The organism is Desulfovibrio psychrotolerans (assembly GCF_013340305.1).
Classification (GTDB): Bacteria; Desulfobacterota; Desulfovibrionia; order Desulfovibrionales; family Desulfovibrionaceae; genus Halodesulfovibrio; species Halodesulfovibrio psychrotolerans.
This window is the reverse complement of sequence record NZ_BLVP01000001.1, coordinates 389,389-409,219: the sequence shown is the minus strand read 5'-3', so window position 1 is coordinate 409,219 and position 19,831 is coordinate 389,389. Positions and strand designations below refer to the sequence as shown.

The window sequence follows — 19,831 nt, the reverse complement described above, 5'->3', positions numbered from 1 at the left end:
TGAACTGGGGCCGAACCGGGTCTGCCCTGCTTTTCCAAGTATTTTGAGTGCCCTGTCCGGAATCGGCCGCTGATTACGGAATGGGGGATTCTTCAAAGGCTACCCGGCACACGCCGTCCAGCGTGCGCAGTTTTTCATACAAATCTACCCACCCCGCGTTTTCACGTCCCATGAGCCGGAACCTGTAGGTGGTGACGGCGGCACATGTATCCACTTCCAGCCCGACTGTATGGGAGACGAAGGCTTTGCTTTCGTTGATCATGCCGACCAGTTCCTCGTGCCGTTTTCCTTGCGGTGTACCTTCCTGCCGGAAGACCACGGTGAGCACGACCAGAATGTTACGCGGCGGGATGCGCCGGATGACGGCGGGCAGGAGAAAGAGGACGAACATGATGATGGCGGTGGCCATGGTGGCGGGCAGCACAAGCCCTGCCCCCACGGCAAGCCCTATGCCTGTGACCAGCCACAGCCCTGCGGCGGTGGTGAGACCGCGTACACTGCCTTTGCCCTTGATGATGGCGCCGCCGCCCACAAAGCCGATGCTGGCAATGGCGTAGGACGCTATGCGGCCCGGGTCCAGACGGACCACGGTGTCTGAACTGAGATGCCGGTACAGGTCTTCCATGTACAGGGAAAGCTGCATCATGAGGCAGGCACCGACAGCCACGAGGATGTTGGTGCGGAATCCGGCCGCCTGCCCGCGTCTTTCGCGTTCATAGCCTATACATCCGCCGAGTATGCCAGCGAGCAGCAGCCTGAGCAGGTTGTCCAATTGTATCTGGTGCAGCAGGGCTTCCGGCATGTGCGCCTCCGTTCGGGTACTCTTTATAGATATCCGGCAGGTTTTGTCACAGAGTTGTCACATTGCCGTGGAAAGTCAACAGCAAGTTCAGTGAAAATGGTTAAATGGCAGTATTTTGCGGTTTATTTTTTCAGACGGCGGGAGCGGGGCCAAGGGCCATGTCCAGTGCGGCCTCCACGTGCAGGCGGGTGGTATCCAGCAGGGGCAGGGGTGGGATGCAGCCTTCCAGCAGCATGCATATTTCCGTGCAGCCCAGAATGATTGCCTGTGCTCCCTGTGCGGCCATGTGGCCGATGACGCGCAGGTAGGCGTCTCTTGACCCGGGCAGAACGCATCCCTGACAGAGCTCGCGGAAGATGATTTCGTGCACGAGGGTGCGGTCTGCCTGAGAAGGAACGAGCACGTTCAGGCCATGCCTGTCGGTAAGCCTGCCCTTGTAGAAATCGTGCTCCATGGTAAAGGCGGTGCCCAGCAGCCCCACGGTGTGCAGGCCTATCTTCCGGGCGTGGGCGGCGGTGGCATCTGCTATGTGCAGAAGGGGAATGTCCACCGCCCGGCTGACGTTTTCTGCCAGTTTGTGCATGGTATTGGTGGCGATGACCAGAAAATCTGCTCCGCCTGCCTGAACGGAGAGTGCCCCTTGCACGAGGTGTGATTCCACGGTTTGCCAGTCTCCGGCACACATGGCGGCCTCCACGGGGTGGAAGTCCACGCTGTGCAGCACCATGCGTGCGCTGTGCAGACCGCCCAGACGCTGACGCACGCCTTCGTTTATCCATTTGTAATAGAGCAGGGAGGATTCCCAGCTCATGCCACCCAGAATGCCTATGGTTTTCATGCGTTGCTCCTTTTGTTGCATTGCATCATGTGCGGCTGTTTGCGGCAAGATACAGTCTGCGGAGCGGGACATGGATACAGGCGCAAACTGTTATGCCCGTACGGCACTATGGAATCATGGCGTCATGGGAACAGGGAAACAGGGAAACAGGGAATCAGGGGAGGCATTACAGCCAGTATGGGCGGACAGTGCGCTGCGGCTGGTTTTTCCCCCTGTGGTGCGCATTAACTGCCGAAGGGCGGGAGGTTTCCGTCCTGCATGAAGGTTATGGGGCGGGCGGGGGCGGTTTGCCGCAGTGCGGGGGCGGAGGCGTTTTCCTGCGCGGCGAGCAGAGCAGGCGAGGCATACAGTTGTTCCAGCCGCAGGGTGTTGGCAATGCGCACGATGCGCACCGTTTCCGGCTGCCAGTCGCCGAGGGAGTGCAGGGCAGCCTGCAGGGCCTGTCTGTCGGAAGGGTAATGGATGGGGATGGCGGCCTTTTCCGGACTGATGCCGGTGAGGGCATTGGTGACGGTTTTGGCGTAGTCCATGGCGTTGACCAGCCTGTCGGTGGTGAAATCGGCAAAGCCGATGCCGAGGGCATTGCCTTCTGACTCCGGGGTGAGGTCGCGCACGAAGATGCGGCTGACGCGCGGGGTGGAGGTGAAATCGCCGAGGATGTCTCTGTTGCGTCCGGTGACGTTGACGTCCATACCCGTGCCGGAGATGTTTTTGCCTATGGCATCCACGATGAGCAGGTCGATATCGTGAAAGGGCAGGCCCGGTGCGAGGCTTTTGCTGAGCGTGAGCAGGGCTTCTTCTTCTGCCTCCAGTGTTTGCGGGGCCATGGCGCGCACGGTGTGCAGCTTGCCGAAGGCGTTTTCCACCAGACCGAGGCCGAAGAGTATGGGGGACTTGGCAAGGGCCACGCGGCCTGCCGCCCGGATGACATGGGCGAACCCGTGGCGGATGGCCAGCTTGTGGTAGAGGGCTGCGCCTTCGTGCTTGCCGAGGCCGATGCAGGCCATCTTGAACAGGCCGCTTTCTATGGGTGCCTTGAATTTGGTGTGTGACTTCACCCGGTTGGCAATGACGATGTGGTCTGCCTGCATGGCGAGGGCGTCCATGAACACGGGGATGCCGTCTGCCGTTTCCCCCAGCCGGACGACCTGCATGGAGGAGCGGATGGGGGCACCCACCGATTCTTCCGTGATGCCCAGCGAGGCGAGCACGCGCACCTGACCCTCGGCAGTGGCGCCGCCGTGGCTGCCCATGGACGGCACGATGAAGGGTTCCAGTCCCATGCGGCGGCAGGCTTCCACGAGGGCGGCGGTGACTTCCGCTATGCGGTCTATTCCCCTGCTGCCCGCCGTGATGGCAACGGTCTGGCCGGGAACCACAGGACGCATGCCGCCGGCTGCGTCTTCACGCAGGGCGGTTACGGCAGTGCATACGGCGGTGCGGACATCATCTATACAGGTGTTGTCGAACTGCTGAAGGACGGGGGCGAGGCTGGGCCATTGCGCAATGTCCGGTGTCCACATGGGTTACTCCGGCGAGAGGAGTTCGAGATTGAAGGCAGGGTCCAGCTTGCGGGTCATGCCCGAACCGGTGATTTCCAGAATGACGACCTCTGCGATTTTCCAGACGTCTATGCCCTGCCGGATGCAGCCGACAAGGGCGCTGTCGCCGCGACCGAGGGCCGCGTGCATGTGCAGCCTGGGATGGCCGGAGGAATCGGGGAACAGGGTGCCCAGTGCCGCTGCCTCGTGCACCTGCGAGAAGAGGCGGAGCATGGGAGTGATGTGGGCTGCCGCGCCGTCTTCCGGCCCTGTGACCAGCGTGCCGGAGCCGATGCCTCCCACAAGCGCGACAAGGCCCCCGGCGATGCCGTTTTGGCGGGCAAATTCCTCTATGCAGCCGGGGAGGGAGTCGCCGTCTTCCAGTCTGAGGACGAAAACCCGTCCCATGGAGCCTTGTGCCGATTTCATGCGTGTTCCTTCGGGGGAGCCGTGAATGCTGTTTCGGGGAGCGCAGTGCATGCGACTGACTGCCGGAAAGCATGGGGGCGGACAGGTGGTCCGCATGGCCTGCAAGTGCTTTCAATCTCCCGGGTTTGCTTCGTACGTCTGGGAGATAGCGCATTCCGCCGGTGCGGGCAATGGTGCATTGCCATTGGGGCGGGGATGGCCTATCCCGGAAGAAGGAGACAGATTATTCATGAAAAGACGGCACTTGAAGACGGAAGAACGGCGGGAGCAGATTGCTGCGGCAGTGGTGGATATTTTGCGTACAGGAGGGCTTGGCGGGTTGACGGCGGAGGCCGTGGCGCGGGCTGTGGGCATGGTGCCCTCTGCCCTGTACAGGCATTTTCCCGGAAAGATGGCCATGCTGGAAGCGGGCATGGAGTTGCTGGCAGGGCGTATTTTGGAACGGGTGGACGCTTGCATGGCTGACACAGGGGGCGCACCTGACGACATGCCCGCCGGGGAAGCGGGAAACGTGCCGGAGTGCTGTGGCAGGCACCTTGACGCCCTGTACCGCATTTTGCAGACAATGACCCGGATGCTGCACGACATGCAGGTGGTGCCGCGTATTCTCTTTTCTGATGAAACCATGGCAGGGCATGCCGAATACAAGGAAACGGTGCTGCGCATGCAGCGGATGCTGCTGGGCAGGGTGCGGGATCTGCTTGCGGCAGGGCAGGCGGAGGGATGCGTGCGTGCGGACATTGCAGCGGACAAGCTTGCCGTGGCCTATATGGGCATGTTTGTGCCTGTGGCCGTGCTGTATCATTCTTCCGGCGGTGCCATAGATATGCAGGCGCATATTCACGCCAACTGGAAGTTCTTTCTTGCAGGTATTGCACCGTGCGGGAACTGATGATTTCTTTGCCGGAGTGAGTGGTTACGTTACATGCTCTCGACATGCAGGGCGAATTGTGGTGTATCGTCATGCTGTTGGAATGGCGGGCGGGGGCTGTGCGATGCGTTATGATGCCATGCGGGAGTTGCTGTGAGGAACGCTGTTGATTATGTGACAGACAAAATGATGGGGAAGGGATACCGCAAGATGCTGTGGGGAAGGTTCTTCCTTGGTTTGAGCGGTACGGTGGGGGTGTTTTTGCTGTGCATATTTGCCGGGTTTATGCTGCATGAAAGGCATGTGACGGCACAGGAGCTTGTGAAGCGGGCGCAGATGCATTTTCATGCCATCTTCATTATGCGGCAGTGGAATGCGGGGTATGACGGGGTGTATGTGGAAAAGCGGCCCGGTGTGCACTCCAATCCGCATCTTGCCCATGCGGACCTGACAGCCGTGAACGGCACGCTGCTGACCAAGCGTAATCCCGCCCTGATGACCCGCGAGATATCGGACCTGTTCAACGAGGCGGGTTTGCTGCGGTTTCGCGTGACCAGCCTTGCCCCCATCAATCCGGAGAATCAGGCGGACGCCTTTGAGCGGCGGGCATTGCACGCCTTTGCCGAAACGGGTGTGCGTGAGGTGTATGAGGAAAGTGCGGAGGAAGGGCGGACGTATTTTAGGTATATGGCACCGCTGCTGGTGGAGGAGAGCTGCCTTTCCTGCCACGGCGGGCAGGGATATGCCCCCGGTGATGTGCGCGGCGGCATAAGCGTGCGGTATGACATTACCGAAAGCAAGCAGGCTGCTCTGGAGCGCACCGTTTTGCTGGTGGCGCTGAGTTTTGCCGCTGTATTGCTGCTGCTTGGGGGCATGTATCTCATGACGCGGCGCATAATGGGCAGGCTGTGGATTGCCCAGCGGTTCATAGAGCGCATGGCGGTGACGGACGAGCTTACCGGGCTGTATAACCGCCGGTATGCGTACAGCAAAGTTGTTACTGAACTGGCTCTTGCGGGCAGGCATCATGCGCCGTTCAGCTGCCTGATGATAGATATTGACCACTTCAAGGCCGTGAATGATACGTACGGGCATCCTTCCGGCGACAGGGTGCTGCGTGATCTGGCGAGGATAATCAAGGGATGCTGCAGAGCAAGTGACGTGGCGGCGCGGTTTGGCGGAGAGGAGTTTCTGGTCATTTTGCCGCTGACGGACGCTGCCGGAGCGCGTTCTGCAGCGGAGAAGATTCGCACGACAGTGCTGGAGAACACCTTTTCCACGGTGGAGGGGCAACCGCTGCGTGTTACCGTGAGCCTTGGGTGTGCTGCCGTGGAGTTTGGCGGGGCGGGCACTGTTTCTACTGAAGATGTTATTGCGGCGGCGGATAAGGCCCTGTACGCCGCGAAACATGGCGGGCGCAACAGGGTGGAGGGAGAGCTTTTTACTGTGGCTTCCGTGGTTTCTGTGGTTGGTGAGGCGAGGTATTTGGGCGGGCGCGATGCCGGGGTGGACGACGGCGAGGCCTGACCTGCGACAGTTCTCTATGATGGAAAAACGGAAGATGAAGGTATGTGCGCTGCCTGAACGCAAAACGGCAGGCACGGAAACAGTGCAGGATAAGGAAAGGCCGGGGCGCGCAGAGTGCCCCGGCCTTGTTTGATGATCTGTGTGGTTTTCTTCCCGATATCAGGTGGTTATCAGGTGAAAATGGGGGGGGAACCTGGGGAGGTGTTATGCCTTTGCGCAGGCGGCGTCGTATTCCGCGGTAAGGGAGTCTACAAGTTCCTTGACGGAGACGATGCGGTCCACACGGTAGACATTGGAGCCGGAGAAGGCAAAGCCCTTGTCGAAGTTGCCGCGCTTGGCGTTCAGCAGTGCGGCGGCAATGCAGTAGGGGCTTTCTTCCTTCTTGCAGTTGTGGATGCACTCGAAAATGCACTTGAAGGGCTTTTTCAGCCCCTGACGGGCCTCTTCCACAAACTTGCCGAGAATGGCTCTGCCGGGCATGCCGACAGGGCTTTGGATGATGGTTACGTCTTCTTCGCGGGCATCGATGTATGCCTGCTTGAAGCGTTCGTCGGCATCGCATTCATGGGTGGCCACAAAGCGGGTTCCCATCTGCACGCCGGATGCGCCCATATCGAGGAACTTTTTGATGTCCTCGCCGGAATAGACGCCGCCAGCCGCGATGACCGGAATTTTTTTGCCGTGCTTTTCCTCGAAAACCCTTACGGCTTCCACCACCTGCGGAACCACGTTTTCCAGCGCGGAGGCGGGATCGTTCAGTTCTTCAGGGCTGAAGCCGAGGTGGCCGCCCGCCTTGGGGCCTTCTACCACGAAGGCATCGGGAAGGTAGTCGAATTTGGACAGCCACTTCTTGCAGAGAATGGTGGCGGCACGGGCGGAGGAGACAATGGGCACCAGCTTGGTGTTTGCCTGCTCTTTTTTGTCTTCGTAATATTCCTTGAGGTATTTGGGCATGTCCAGCGGAAGGCCTGCACCCGAGAATATGACATCCACCTTTTCTTCGATGGATGTTTTCACCAGATCGGCAAAGTTGGTCAGGGCGACCATGAGGTTTACGCCCAGAACGCCGGATGAAAGTTCGCGGGCCTTGCGTATTTCCTTGCGCATGGCGCGTATGTTGGCCTCGCGCGGGTTTTTGCCCACATCCGGCTCACTCATGCCGATCATGGCACCGGCTATGACGCCTATGCCACCCTCGTTGGCAACGGCGCTGGCAAGGCCGGAAAGGGATATACCAACCCCCATGCCGCCTTGCACAATAGGTATTCTGGCAACGATGTTGCCAATCTTCAATGACGGAAAAGGCATGATTCAGTCCTCCAAATAGCGGTGCTTCACGCCGCATTGGTTATGAATGCCGTACGCGATGTACGACAGAGGAGAGCCGCGCTGCGGGCGCAACTCTCCCTTTGGTCCCTCAAGCGGGGTTCTTACACAGAACAGCAATTTGCGCAAGCGCACCACTGGCAATGCTTTCCGCGGATGGGACGGTAGACAGGGGCCTGTTCCATGTGGCGGAACAGAAATTCCATAAGCTGCGGGATGCGGGTGTGGATGATGGTTTCGCGGGTGTCGTCATCCATCTGGGTGCCGAGGAGGAAGAGTTCTTTCCCTTCGTTGCGCAGTTCTACCCAGCCCGCATCGTGCACAGGGTCGCCGGAACCGGTTTGGATGCCTGAGGAAACGTTGCCGGATTGGGTGATACCGGATTGGTCGATACCGGGCAGGGAGGTGCCGGACATGCCTGTGCGGGAATAGACGTGGAGGTACGCAGGCAGCTGGACGCTAGGCATGGCCTGCGCCAGCCGCTCCAGTGTGTCGTCATCTGCGCCCTGCCAATTGCGCAGGCGTTTCCAGAGGTCTTCATCATCCCATACCGCAAGATGCGGGCGGTGTACCTTGCCCGTCTTGTAGTCCAGAATGATGATGTTGCCATCGCGACTGTCCACGCGGTCCATGCGTCCGGCGAGGAAGCGGGTATTTCCGTTCACGGAAACAGCAGCCTGCATACGCTGTTCCAGCGCAAGGACGGTGGTGGCGGGCTGGTTTTTCAGGAACCGTTCCAGCCGGATTTTGCCTGCCTCTTCCAGCATGATGAAGGAATCGTAGGGCAGGGTGTCGCGGATGGGGCTCTGGTAGAGTTCACGGACAAAGAGGGCTTTAAGGCGCTCTGCATCATCCTCCGTGAAGGTGACGGGCCTGCCCGTAAGCGGGGTGAAGAAGGTTTCCAGTACCGTGTGCAGCAGTTCGCCTATGCCTGCCATGTCGTCGCCTTCGTTTACCTGATCAATGGCGGAGAGGCCGCAGAGGCGTTCATGGAAGAAGCGGACAGGGCAGGTGAGGTAGGTATCCAGTGCCGAAGGGGAGAGCGGGCGGCGCAGGTATTCATCCAGCCGTGCGGCGATGGCGGGGCTGCGCAGCACGGGGCGGTCTTCATGCCGGGGGGAGGGCATGGGATAGGTGACGGCGTGGAGCGGGGGGGTGCCGGGTTTGAGCAATGCGCCGCGCGCCCGTTCTTCCTGCCAGAGCATTTCCTCCACGAAACGGGAACGGGCCTTTTTTTCTTCAAACAGGCCGGAACGGTCCACACCCGCCTGATAGTAGATGTGGACATGGTTTGCGCCATGGATGAGGCGATGGAAGTTGTGGGCGGCCACCTGTTCGCGGTGGCGTGTATCCGGCAGGCCGAGCATGGCGCGCAGAGAGTCCGGCAGGAGCGGGTCATGGGCGGGGGCACCGGGGAGTTTGTCTTCCGTGGCGTCCAGAATGTGCAGGCTGTCGAAGCGCAGCAGGCGCGTTTCCAGCATGCCGAGCACCTGCACGCCGGTGAGCGGGTCTGCCTCGAAGGGGACGCGCTCCAGCCGGATGGTTTCGCGCAGGATGGTGAACAGCACGTCGCGCGGGAAGGGCTGGTGCGCCAGCGAGCATTCGCGCAGCATGGGAATGACCCGGCGCATGAGCCGGAAGATGGATTCTGCGTCCAGCGGGAAGCGGTCCCACAGGTCGCCGCCGTGGGCAAGCAGCAGGGAGCACAGGTCGGCCAGCGTATCTGCCATGTCCGCCGGGGTGGTCAGGGTTTCCCAGCGGGTGACGGTGAGGTCGAGCACGGCGTGCAGCAGGGCGCGGGCATCTGCTTCCGGCACAGCTGAGTGGGGGTCCGTGTCCGGGTGCTGGGTGCGCGGGTCGGTATGGCGTCTGCCGGTGCGGATGGCGGTTTCCATATTGTGCAGCATGAGCCCGAGGGGGCGTTCTCCCTGCAGGGAGAGCATCTTGAGATACGGATGCCGGAGCAGGCGTATGAGTTCCTTCCAGTAATACTGTCCGTTACGGGCGGTTTCCTGCAGGCGCATGACGGTTTCCAGCAGGCGGAACAGGGTGGAACGGCCCAGCGGATAGCCCATGGAGATGTTTACGTCGCGGCGGGGGAGGTGATGCAGCACGGGCATGAGCAGGCCGGTATCCGGCAGGACCACGGCTGTGCCCTGAGTTTCCTGCGGTGCGTCCCCGTCTGTTTGGGTCGGCTGGGACGGCTGGGGCGGTAACTCCAATTCTGCCGGTTCTGCCAATTCCGGCAATCCAGGTAGTTCCCCCGACTTAGCCGACAGTGCCGACTGTATAGGTTCAGCAACATCTGACGGTTCTGCCGTGCCCTGCTCTCTGAGCGTGCGTTGCAGCACATCCAGTTGCGAGTGCAGGTCAAACCCTTCATGAAAAATGACGGAACGCTGCCGGGGGTGAGCGGGTTGCGCTGTCTCCATGCGTGCGCCCCAGCGTGTCGCCCAGCGGGCGTGCTCCCGGCATGCCCAGTGCGCTTCGCCCTCTTCCTGTGCGGCATCATGGGCAAGGCGTGCATCCGTATGCAGGACGATGCGCGCGCCGCAGTGCTGCCACAGGTGGCGGAAAAGGGCTTCTTCCACTCCGGTGAGACCGTAGAATCCGGCAATGAAGATGCGTCTTTCGCGCAGACAGGCAAAGTGGTCCTGTTCTCCGGACTGGGGCAGGCGGCGCACTACCCGGAAGGCATCATAGCCCGGCGTGGTCCAGCCGCCTGCATCCAGCCGCTGCGTGTAGGCGGCGTGGATGCGTCCCAGCGAGGCAAGCAGGTCTGCCGCAAAATCCGCAACCTGCCCGTGCATGTGGGCGATATCTTCCGGTACCAGATTTTGTTTATGGAAATCTTCCAGCAGGCTGGCAAGGCGCATACCCCACGGGAAGAAGCGGTTGGCGTCCTGCACGGGCAGGGGAAGGGCGGTTTCTGCGCCGGCACCTGAGGGGCACGCCTGCTGCACGCAGTCGAGCAGCAGACCTACGCGGTCCAGCAGTTCCAGCGGTTCCGGGGGCATGCCTTCCATCTCTGCCCGCAGGGTGCGGAACAGATCGTTCACGGTGAGCATCTGCGGCAGCACGAAGGGCTTTGGCAGGGTTTGCATATGCAGCAGGGTGCGGGAGAAATAACGGCCGGGGCGGCTGTGCGGCATGATGATGCAGGCATTGCCGGGATTGCCCTGCGTCTGTTCAAGGACCAGACCGGCAAGGGCAGTGAGGAAGTCGTTTTCCCAAGGTATGATGATGAAAGGGCTGTTCTGGCGCATGGTTCCTGTTTCTTTACGCAATGGCGGAGCTGGAGTGCGGGTGCCGGGTAACAACGGTTTCGCGCAGGTCCAGATAGACGATGACGCTCTGCAACTGCCTGTCCGCGTAGGCGGGGACAGCCGCGAGAAGGTTCACGTAGCGCGTTGCCTGCTGCCGGTGGGCGGGAGACGGCTGCCCGGTTTTATATTCCACCACGGTGAGGGTGTGCCCGTTATCCACGAGCAGGTCTGTTCTGTGCAGCCCGCCCCGGGCGTCCATGATGGCACATTCCGGTGTGCCGTGCCGCTGCCATGCGGGATATTCCGGAAGTGAGGCAACCCACCGCAGCATGTCTTCCAGATCTTTTTCCACGGCTGCCCTGTCTGGTATGGGCAGGGGGTGGGCGCGCATGCCGTATCGTATGGCACGCGCCACGTCCAGTGCGAGGTTTTCGCCTTTTGCCGTCCCTGTGAGCCGCAGCCGTTCCAGACAGGCGTGGGCGAGGGTGCCGCGACGTCGTTCATCAAAGGTTATCTCTTCCAGCGGGTTGCGGAAAATTTTCAGGCGCGGCAGCCACTGCATGGGCTTCCAGTCCGGGCTGCCTTCTTCATACTGTTCGGGCAGCGCAGCCTGTCCGGCAGGGATGTGACAGTCCGGTATATGATCGGTCGGCACATGGCTGGCTGCGTCTGATGGATGCGGTTCTTGCGGGAGGCCGGAAGGGGCGGGGGCAAACGTTGCCTGCGGCGGAGTGCCGAAAGAGACCTCTTTTTCCCGTTCATCACGGGTATTGCCCATGCCGAAGGTATCCAGCAGCAGGCGCAGGGCGCAGAGCATGGGGGAGCGCGGTTCGTGAAAGGGGGTGGAGGTGATGAAGGCGTGCAGTTCCTCCACCGGGCGTGTCCACGCCACATACAGCAGGTTGAGCTGTTCCCGTGCTTCTGCGGCAACGGCGAGGTAATAGGCGTCTCCCAGCTCCTTGCAGCGGGGAACCAGCAGGGTGCGGCCCTGAACCGTTACCGTTTCCGGGGTGGTGCTCCGGGTGAGGATGTGATGGTGGAAGGGGACGACCACCACCGGGAATTCCAGCCCCTTGGACTTGTGCATGGTCATGACCCGGACGGCGTTTACGTTTTCCGGCATGGGCACTTTTTCTTCCCCGCCGCTTTCTGTCCAGTATTCGAGGAAATCGGAAAGGGAGCGCAGACCACGCTCATCTGCGGCGAAGACTACCTCCAGAAAACGGCGCAGGAAAATGGCGTCCTGCGGGAAGCGTTCCAGCACCCGGAAACGTCCGAATGCCTCGCGCACGGTATCGTAAGCGCTCATAAGGCCTGCCTGCGAGTAGAACGGAGCAAACCACGCCCGCCATTGGGTGGGGTGCGCCTCACGGAAGGCGGCGAAGAGGCTGCCCTTTCGCGGGGCTGCCAGCCAGTCGTCCAGCCGATGGGCAGGCAGGCAGGGAGCGCCTGCCAGATACGGAGGCGGGACGGGGCCTGAGGATTGACCAGAATATTGGCCGGGATAATGCCCGGAAATGTCGGCGCGCGGGCCGCCGGACAGCAGGGGGCCCCCGCTCAGGCATTCCCAGAAGGCGAGGTCATTGAGGGGGTAGTCCAGAAAATGCAGCAGGGACACAATCTGCCGGATAACCGGGTGGGCAGCGAGAGAGAGGCTGTTTTCCGTGATGACCGGAATGTTCTGGGTGACCAGCCATTCGGTGACGAGGGCGGCTTCCGAATTCTTGCGTACCAGCACGGCTATGTCGCCGGGACGCCTGCGGAGAAGGAGGTCTTCTGTGAACAGGCGTATCATGTGCTGCTGCATCTGTTCGTGCAGGTTTTCCGTTTTTTCGCCGGAAACATCGTACAGGCGGACCAGCCCGCCGCTTTCGGCTTTGTGCTCCGGGACGCTTTGGACGCAGTGGTCGAAACTGTGCAGGATGTCGTCTGCGGCCAGCCGTATGACACGGTCCGATGCGCCGGAGAGGACCTGTTCCGCAAAGGCGAGCGCGGTGTCCGGTTCAGCCAGGCGGCTGAACACGGCATTGTTGAACTGCACGATTTCTTTGCAGCTACGCCAGTTATTGGGCAGGTTGACGCGCTTGGGCGCCGGGACCACGGCGCGGATTTCCGGGTCCTGAAGGACAGATTCGAACAGGGCGGAATCGCCGCCGCGCCAGCCGTAGATGGCCTGTTTCACATCGCCCACGTAGACGAGGGAGCCTGCCTTGGAAAGGCATTCCTGCGCCAGAGGGCGGATGGCGTTCCACTGAGGGACGGAGGTGTCCTGAAATTCGTCTATGAGCAGGTGGGTGAGGCGGGTGCCCATGCGGCAGAAGGCCTCTGAGGCACCTGCGCCGCCGGTGAGAATGCGTTCCGCGTAGCGCGGCCAGAGGGAGGCGGGTACTTTGCCCTGCTCGCGCTGCGCTTCTTCCACCAGCAGGGCCAGTGATTCCGCCAGTTGCGCGAAGGGGGTTATTTCCAGAGCCTTGCGCAGCAACTGTCCCGGACCTTCCAGATCGGCATGGCATTGTACCAGATCGGCGTAGGCCTTTTGCAGATCCGGGGATGCCTTGTCACGCGAGGCTTTGAGCAGGCATTCGTCCACATGGTTCTTGGCGGCATAGGCGGAGGATTTTGGCTTGCGGAACGGGCCGGATTCGGCGCACGCGGACAGGAATTTGCTGAAATTTGCCTGTGGCTCCAGCCCTTCGTCCCGCATGAGGCGGGTAACGGCGGTGGCAGCGGCGGTGTAGTCCGTATGGAGGTTGACCAGCCAGCCGCGCAGGGTTTCCGCATCCATGAAGGGGGGGGCGTCTTCCTGCTGACTGGCAGTGTCTGCAAGACGTGTTTCTGTAAGCTCGTAGAGTCTGTCGCGGATGCTCTCGCCGGGGACGAAGCCTTCCTTTTCCGTATGCAGGAGCAGGGTGCGGCATGCTTCCGCAATGAGGCCGTGTTCCGGTCCGCCCGCGCTGGCGGCTTCCAGCAGGCGGTCATAGAGCGGGTCGTACAGGTCGCGCCTGTCGAAAACGGGTTCAAAGTCCGGGGGGAGTCCCAGTTCCAGTGCCGAGAGACGCACCAGCATGTTCAGCAGGCTGTCTATGGTGCGTACGTTCAGTGAGGAAAGGCGGCGTAGCAGGATATGCACCCAGCGTTGTGCGGATTCGCTGCTCCAGTCCGATGCGGCGTTGTGGGGTTCTGTATCCAGCGCACGTTCCTTGAGCGACCGCACGATGCGTTCGCGCATTTCTGTGGCGGCCTTGTTGGTGAAGGTGACGGCGAGGATTTCCGGCCAGCAGTGAGGGTCGCCGGGGGCGCGGGATAGGGTGCAGGCGGGGCTGCGGGATTCTTCTGCGGCGTTTTTGAGCAGCGTAAGAAACTGCCGGGTCAGGGTGTATGTTTTTCCTGACCCGGCAGAGGCTTGTATCTGTTGCAGCGTGGCGGACATGGTGTTGTGCGTTTTCCTTATCTGGCTCTGGCTCTGGCTGAGACGGGAACTTGTGCTCCGTTTCAGTCGCAGTAGCTGGCGGGCACCATGCCCTTGAGGGCGGACTGGCCCGTGGATTCGACCACGGCGCGCCAGTAGACGGAGTGGATGTTTACCTTATGCCGTTTGCGGGTGACCAGATGCAGCGGCAGGTGCACGTAGCGGTCCATGATTTTGCCCACCACCATGGAGGTTTTGCCCGCCATGGCCGCATGCACCGCGCTTTGACCGAGGAAGCCGCAGTAGATGCGGTCGTTGGCGTTGGCGGGCACGGAGCGGATGATGTAGCTGGGGTCTATGTATTTGAGGGAGTAAGCCATGCCTATGGAGTCCATATGCTGTTTGATCCGCTCGCGTAGCAGGGAGGTGAAGTCGCCCAGCACGGGGTTGCCGGAGGCATCTGTTTCCTTGCTGGTGGACATGAGGTGCTGGCCCGCGCCTTCTGCCACGACGATGACGGCGTGCTTGCGGTGTTTGAGCCGTTCCGCCAGGGCTTCCAGCAGGCCGCCCGGGCCGTCCAGTTCGAAGGGCGTTTCGGGGATGAGCACGAAGTTCACCTCTTTGATGGAGAAGGTGGAGTGCGCGGCGATGAAGCCCGATTCGCGGCCCATGAGTTTGACCAGACCGATGCCGTTCATGGCTCCCTGCGCCTCGGTATGGGCGCACCGTATGGCCTCCGTGGCTTTGTCCACGGCAGTTTCGAAGCCGAAAGACTGCGGGACGAAGCTGATATCGTTATCAATGGTCTTGGGGATGCCGATGACGGCGATCTTGAGGTTGCGCTTGGTTATCTCTGTGACGATGGACTGGACGGCCTTCATGGTGCCGTCGCCGCCGATCATGAACAGGCAGTTCACGTTCATGCGTTCCAGCGCGTCCACAATGTCTTCCGGGTTCTGGGGGCCGCGGGAGGAGCCGAGCACGGTGCCGCCGAACTGGTGGATGTCTGACACCGAATCCGGTGTGAGGTTCACGATCTCGTGCCCGTATTGGGGGATGAACCCTTCAAGCCCGTACCGGATGCCCATGACGCCCGCCACGCGGTAGTTGTGGAAGGCTTCCATGACGATGGCGCGGATGACATCGTTTATGCCGGGGCACAGCCCGCCGCAGGTGACGATGGCGCATTTGGTCTTGGAGGTGTCGAAAAAGAGGTGGCGGCGGGGGCCTGCGCTTTCGAAACGGATGGGAATGGGCGGGGCATCGCCCAGTTCTTCCAGAAATTCCTTATCCAGAAACATGTTCACGCCATTGACGTCATCCTCGAACCGGCAGTGGGAAATGGGGGACGGGATTTTGGGGGTGCCCAGCGTGGGGATGGCGGTATCTATGGATATATCTGCGGTGTTCACCTTGCGTTTGGCCATGGACAGCTCCTGGGGATGGGGTTTCAACATGCAGACAAGATTAGCACATCGCGCGGCACAAGGCTAGCCCGACCGCACGGAGGAAGGGATTTTGAACGGCGGGGCGGGGCGCGCTGCCGCTTTACAGGCAGTGGAAAACTGCATAGGTTTGCCCGATGCGTCTGACGGCGGCAAAGGCCGGATTGGCAGGCGTTTATGCGGTTGTGAGGTGGCTTTTTTGTGCGTTCATCTTCAGCCTTACCAATGGTGATGCCGTGACCATGCGTCCCCTGCTTGTTACCCTGGGTGATCCCAACGGCCTTGGGCCGGAACTGGCCTGCCGTCTGCTCGGTATGGGCGGAAGCGGATCGCTCCCTCTTGTGCCGCTTATTTTGGTTGGTCCCGAGGCCGCGCTCCGCATGCATGCGGAGCGGCTGGGCACGGGCATATTCTGGACCCGCATTGCTGATCCTGCCAGAGTTACGGGGGATGAACCCGGCGTTTTTCTGTATGAGCCGCCCGCGCTGGAAGGACTGCCCCTGCATATGGGCACGGCGACGCCGCATGGCGGGAGAGGGGCCGGTGTTTCACTGGAGGCCGCGTGCAGGCTTATCCGGGACGGTGTGGCCGAGGGAGTGGTGACGCTGCCGCTGCACAAGGCCATGTTGCAGGAGGCGGGGTTTGATTTTCCCGGTCACACGGAGTTTCTGGCGCGTTTTGCCGGACTGCGCGACGACGAGGTGTGCATGCACCTGTGCGGACCCAAGCTGCGCGTGAGTCTGGTAACGGCGCATCCGCCCCTGCGGGAGGTGCCGGACCTGATAACGCGGGAGAGGGTAAAGCTGTGCATAGCCCTGACTGTGGGGTTTGTGCGGCGGCTGGGGCTGGGAGGGCCGGTGGCCGTGTGCGGTCTGAATCCTCATGCGGGCGAATCGGGCCGTATAGGCCGGGAAGAGGTGGAAATTATCGGGCCTGCCGTGGAGGATGCCCGCAAGCGGGGTCTGGCCGTTGAGGGGCCGCTGCCTGCGGATACGGTGTTTTTCCGTGCCGCTAAGGGCGAGTTTGCCGCCGTGCTGGCCATGTATCATGATCAGGGACTCGGACCGCTGAAGCTTATGCATTTTTCGCGTGCCGTGAACGTGACGCTGGGGCTGCCCTTTGTGCGCACCTCTGTGGACCACGGCACGGGGTTTGACATTACGGGCAGGGATGTTGCCGAAACGGGCAGCTTTGAGGAAGCCCTGAAGCTCGCCGCCATGATGACCGGATGGCTGGGATGAGGGAAGCCGGGTAAGCCGTACAAGCCGTACGGTGTTGCTGCGGCAGAGGCGGAAACGGGACAGGAATGGCCGGACGCGCCGTTTGGCGGACAGCCGCAGGGAGGTAGGGCGTGCGTATAGGCATTGACGTGGGCGGAACCCACACGGATGCGGTTGTCATTGAAAAGGGCAGGGTGGTCGCTTCTGCCAAGGTTTCCACAGACCATCACAATCTGCTGCTCTCTGTACGCGGGGCGCTGGAGGCCGTGCTTGCCGGGGTGGACCCCAAGGAAGTGAGCCGGCTCAATCTTTCCACCACGCTGTCTACCAATGCCATTGTGGAAGGCAAGACCGAGGATGTGGGGGTGCTTGTCTCTGCCGGACCGGGGGTGAATCCCGATGATTATCAGGTGGGGCGCTTCTACTACACGGTGAGCGGCTCGGTGGACCATCGCGGCAAGGAGATTGCTCCCCCGGACCCGGAGGAGATAGGCGCGCTGGTGCGCGACTGCTGCGATACCGGACTGAAGGTTTACGCCGTGGTGGGGAAGTTTTCCACACGCAATCCGGCCCATGAGACGCTGCTGGCGGAGGAGTTGATGGCCTGCGCGGATTTTGTCTCGCAGGGGCATCGGCTTTCCGGCCAGCTCAATTTTCCCCGGCGCATCGCCACTGCCTACTACAATTCCGCCGTATGGCGCGTGTACAACCGATTTGCGGACGCGGTGGAACAGTGCGTGCGCGAGTACGGCGTGTATGCGCCGGTGCATATCCTGAAGGCGGACGGCGGCACCATGCCTCTTGCCATCTCTCGCGAGCACCCTGTGGAATCGATTCTCTCCGGCCCGGCAGCCAGCGTTATGGGAATTATCGCCCTGTGCGACATACGGCAGGATTCCATTATTCTGGATATAGGGGGCACCACCACGGATATTGCCATTTTTGCCTCCGGTTCGCCGGTGATAGAGAATGACGGCATTGAGGTGGGCAGCTATCCCACGTTGGTGCGGGCTTTGCGTACCCGGTCTATAGGCGTGGGCGGAGATTCCCGTCTGCACGTACAGGCCGGTGCGGTGCGGGTGGGGCCTGAGCGGCTGGGGCCGTGCATGGCCTGCGGGGGTGCGCAGCCCACACTCATTGATGCGCTGATATACAAGGGGCTTGCGGAATTTGGGGATGTGCAGGCCAGCAAGGAGGGCATACGCCGCCTTGCGGCCCTGTGGGATATGTTTCCGGATACGCTGGCGGATGAGGCCATTCAGACGGCTGTTTCCAGCATTTCGCGCGCGGTGGATGAGTTGCTGGATGAGGTGAATTCGCGCCCCGTGTACACCATTATGGAGCTTATTGAAGGCGGCACGCTTGCCCCGGCCCATGTGTATGTGATGGGCGGACCCGCGAAGGCGTTTCAGGGGCTGCTCGCAAAAGCCATGCACCGCAGGGTGGACGTGCCGCCGCAGCACGCCATTGCCAATGCCATAGGCGCGGCATTGACGCGGACCACCTTTGAACTGGAATTGTTTGCGGACACGGAGAAGGGGGTACGGTTTATCCCCACGCTGGGGCTGCGGGATACCGTGACCCGCCAGTATGTGCTCAAGGATGCGCAGCAGGATGCCGTGACGATGCTGCTGGAGCATCTGGGCGAACAGGGGGTGACCCTGAAGGCGGATGCCGTGGATATTCTGGAGGCCAACAGCTTCAATATGGTGGGCGACTACGGCACTGTGGGAAGGAATATCCGCGTGAAATGTCAGATACGACCGGGTGTGACAGAGGCATTTGTTCATGAATGATACGGGCGCGGAACAGGATATGTTTTTATTCAGCGCGGGCAGCGGATTGTCCGCGTTGTGGTGCAGTGTACGGCGGACCGTAGCGGCGGTGCTTGCGGTGCTGGTGGCTGTGGCGGCGGTGCTGGCAGGCCCGGCGTGCGTATGGGCACAGCCGTTGTCGAAGCCGGAGGGGGCACCCGTTTCCTCTGTTTCCTCCGTATCCTCCAGTGCCTCCATTGCCTCCGTCGCGTCCGGTTCGCCGTCGCAGGCTTTCAACGCGAAGCCGACCTTGCAGGAGATGCTGGGGCAGATGCTGCTGGTGGGGTTCCGTGGGCTTGAAGCAGGCGAAGACAGCGCCATTATGCGCGATGTGCGCCGGTATCATCTTGGCGGGGTGCTGCTGTTTGATTATGACGTGGCCCTGAAAAGCCGGGGGCGCAATATCGCCAGCCCGGAGCAGGTGCGCAGCCTTGTGAGCAGTCTGCAGGCGGCGGCCCGTGTGCCGCTTTTTGTGGCCATTGATCAGGAGGGCGGGCGAGTTGCCCGGCTGAAGCCGGAATATGGGTTTGCCGCTTCGCCTTCTGCGGCGCAGCTTGGCAACGGCACGGTGGAGGATACGCGGCGTGCCGGTGAGGCTGTGGGGAGAATGCTTGCCGATGTGGGGGTGAACTGGAACTACGCCCCGGTGCTGGATGTGAACGTGAACCCGGACAGTCCGGCCATAGGCAGGCTGGGCAGAAGTTTTTCCGCTGATCCGGTAACGGTGGCGGCGCACGGGCGTGCCTTTGCGGAGGGACTGAACGCGCACGGCGTGATCGCGTGCCTGAAGCATTTTCCCGGTCACGGCAGTGCGGGAGCCGATTCGCATCTGGGCGTGACGGACGTGACCGGTACGTGGTCGCAGCGGGAGCTTGTGCCGTTTGAGACGGTGTTGCGTGCGCCGTTGCAGCGGGCGGTGATGACTGGGCATCTGTTCAACGCCCGGCTTGACCCGGAGTATCCTGCCACGCTTTCGCGCAGCACCATTACGGGTTTGCTCCGCGAAAGGATGGGGTACGACGGGGTGGTCATAACCGACGACATGCAGATGCGGGCCATTGCCGATGAGTACGGGCTGGAAGAGGCGGTGGAGCGGGCTGTTGCCGCCGGGGCGGATATTTTGCTGTTTGGCAACAACCTTGCCTATGACGAGGATATTGTGCCCAAGGTGGTGCGTATTCTCGCCAGGCTGGTGGAGGATAACCGCATACCGCGTACGCGGGTGGAGCGTTCCTACCGCCGGGTGATGGAATTGAAACGCGCCCTGCCGCGCTGAGTGTGCCGCCGCATGGCGATGGGACAGGGGCGGCTGGTGCCGGTAGGAACGGCATATCCCGTATCAA

General features: G+C 61.4%; 13 protein-coding genes. 5 read left to right on the top strand and 8 right to left on the bottom strand.

Annotation, left to right across the window (positions count from 1 at the left end):
- Positions 1-73: 73 nt before the first annotated feature.
- From HUV26_RS01790 to HUV26_RS01775, 4 genes are all read right to left on the bottom strand, one after another.
- Positions 74-802, bottom strand: coding sequence for an MgtC/SapB family protein (locus HUV26_RS01790; RefSeq protein ID WP_174408373.1), 729 nt, complete (start codon positions 800-802; stop codon positions 74-76).
- Between the two features lie 130 nt (positions 803-932).
- Positions 933-1,640 carry an aspartate/glutamate racemase family protein gene (locus HUV26_RS01785; RefSeq protein WP_174408372.1) on the bottom strand — a complete coding sequence of 236 codons (708 nt, stop codon included), beginning with the start codon at positions 1,638-1,640 and terminating at the stop codon, positions 933-935.
- Between the two features lie 224 nt (positions 1,641-1,864).
- Positions 1,865-3,163, bottom strand: a complete 1,299-nt coding sequence (locus HUV26_RS01780; RefSeq protein ID WP_174408371.1) for a nickel pincer cofactor-dependent isomerase, group 22 — start codon at positions 3,161-3,163, stop codon at positions 1,865-1,867.
- A 3-nt stretch (positions 3,164-3,166) separates the two neighbouring features.
- On the bottom strand, positions 3,167-3,610 hold the full coding sequence (locus tag HUV26_RS01775) for a PPC domain-containing DNA-binding protein (RefSeq protein WP_174408370.1): 444 nt from the start codon (positions 3,608-3,610) through the stop codon (positions 3,167-3,169).
- 229 nt (positions 3,611-3,839) lie between these two features.
- On the opposite strand from HUV26_RS01775, the gene HUV26_RS01770 reads away from it, so the two are divergent.
- Both HUV26_RS01770 and HUV26_RS01765 read left to right on the top strand, forming a co-directional pair.
- Positions 3,840-4,502 (top strand): TetR/AcrR family transcriptional regulator, encoded by a 663-nt coding sequence (locus HUV26_RS01770; RefSeq protein WP_174408369.1) that lies wholly within the window; start codon positions 3,840-3,842, stop codon positions 4,500-4,502.
- A gap of 132 nt (positions 4,503-4,634) precedes the next feature.
- Entirely contained in the window at positions 4,635-6,008 is a 1,374-nt protein-coding gene (locus HUV26_RS01765; protein ID WP_174408368.1) for a sensor domain-containing diguanylate cyclase, read from the top strand.
- A gap of 204 nt (positions 6,009-6,212) precedes the next feature.
- On the opposite strand, the gene HUV26_RS01760 is transcribed toward HUV26_RS01765, so the two are convergent.
- From HUV26_RS01760 to HUV26_RS01745, 4 genes are all read right to left on the bottom strand, one after another.
- Positions 6,213-7,316 carry an NAD(P)H-dependent flavin oxidoreductase gene (locus HUV26_RS01760; protein ID WP_174408367.1) on the bottom strand — a complete coding sequence of 368 codons (1,104 nt, stop codon included), beginning with the start codon at positions 7,314-7,316 and terminating at the stop codon, positions 6,213-6,215.
- A 122-nt stretch (positions 7,317-7,438) separates the two neighbouring features.
- Positions 7,439-10,600: a PD-(D/E)XK nuclease family protein gene (locus HUV26_RS01755; protein ID WP_174408366.1), complete on the bottom strand. Its 3,162-nt coding sequence runs from the start codon at positions 10,598-10,600 to the stop codon at positions 7,439-7,441.
- Between the two features lie 13 nt (positions 10,601-10,613).
- Positions 10,614-14,030, bottom strand: coding sequence for a UvrD-helicase domain-containing protein (locus HUV26_RS01750; protein ID WP_174408365.1), 3,417 nt, complete (start codon positions 14,028-14,030; stop codon positions 10,614-10,616).
- Between the two features lie 62 nt (positions 14,031-14,092).
- Positions 14,093-15,436: an ATP-dependent 6-phosphofructokinase gene (locus tag HUV26_RS01745; RefSeq protein WP_174408364.1), complete on the bottom strand. Its 1,344-nt coding sequence runs from the start codon at positions 15,434-15,436 to the stop codon at positions 14,093-14,095.
- 260 nt (positions 15,437-15,696) lie between these two features.
- On the opposite strand from HUV26_RS01745, the gene pdxA reads away from it, so the two are divergent.
- The 3 genes from pdxA (at position 15,697) to HUV26_RS01730 (ending at position 19,764) form a co-directional block, all read left to right on the top strand.
- A complete protein-coding gene (pdxA, locus tag HUV26_RS01740) occupies positions 15,697-16,695 on the top strand; it encodes a 4-hydroxythreonine-4-phosphate dehydrogenase PdxA (protein ID WP_174408598.1) in 999 nt (332 codons plus the stop codon).
- 110 nt (positions 16,696-16,805) lie between these two features.
- Positions 16,806-18,470 (top strand): hydantoinase/oxoprolinase family protein, encoded by a 1,665-nt coding sequence (locus HUV26_RS01735; RefSeq protein ID WP_174408363.1) that lies wholly within the window; start codon positions 16,806-16,808, stop codon positions 18,468-18,470.
- 19 nt (positions 18,471-18,489) lie between these two features.
- Complete coding sequence (locus HUV26_RS01730) at positions 18,490-19,764, top strand: glycoside hydrolase family 3 protein (RefSeq protein ID WP_243451214.1); 1,275 nt, start codon at positions 18,490-18,492, stop codon at positions 19,762-19,764.
- Positions 19,765-19,831: the final 67 nt, after the last annotated feature.